Below are 338 nucleotides of genomic sequence, written 5' to 3'. Positions count from 1 at the left end.
TCCCCGGAGAGGTCGGAGACGGAGACGCCGGCGACGAGGACGAGCCCGAGGAAGGCGACGAGCAGCCAGCCCGCCTTCCGCCGCGTGAGGCGCTCCTTGAAGAACAGGGCGCCGAGCAGGACCACGAAGAACGGCTGGGTGTGGTAGACGACGGTGGCCACCGAGATGGACGTCCTGCCGTACGCCTCGAAGAGGAACGCCCAGTTGAACACGATGAACACGCCGCCCAGCGCGGCCAGGGCGAGCTTGCGGGGAGTGAACCCGTGGTTCCTGAGGAAGCCGCGCGCGAGGCAGTACAGGCCGAGGAACAGGGCGCCGAACACGCACCGGTAGAACAC

The 338-nt window shown here is 68.3% G+C and carries 1 protein-coding gene; it reads right to left on the bottom strand.

Features of this window, described 5'->3' with window-relative positions; all coding sequences use genetic code 11:
• The coding region (locus IF11_RS0136155; RefSeq protein WP_037729546.1) for a DMT family transporter at nucleotides 1-338 on the bottom strand (338 nt) is incomplete at both ends.

Source organism: Streptomyces scopuliridis RB72, assembly GCF_000718095.1.
GTDB lineage: Bacteria > Actinomycetota > Actinomycetes > Streptomycetales > Streptomycetaceae > Streptomyces > Streptomyces scopuliridis.
The sequence above is the reverse complement of the archived record's forward strand: the minus strand, read 5'-3'. Positions and strand labels throughout refer to the sequence as shown.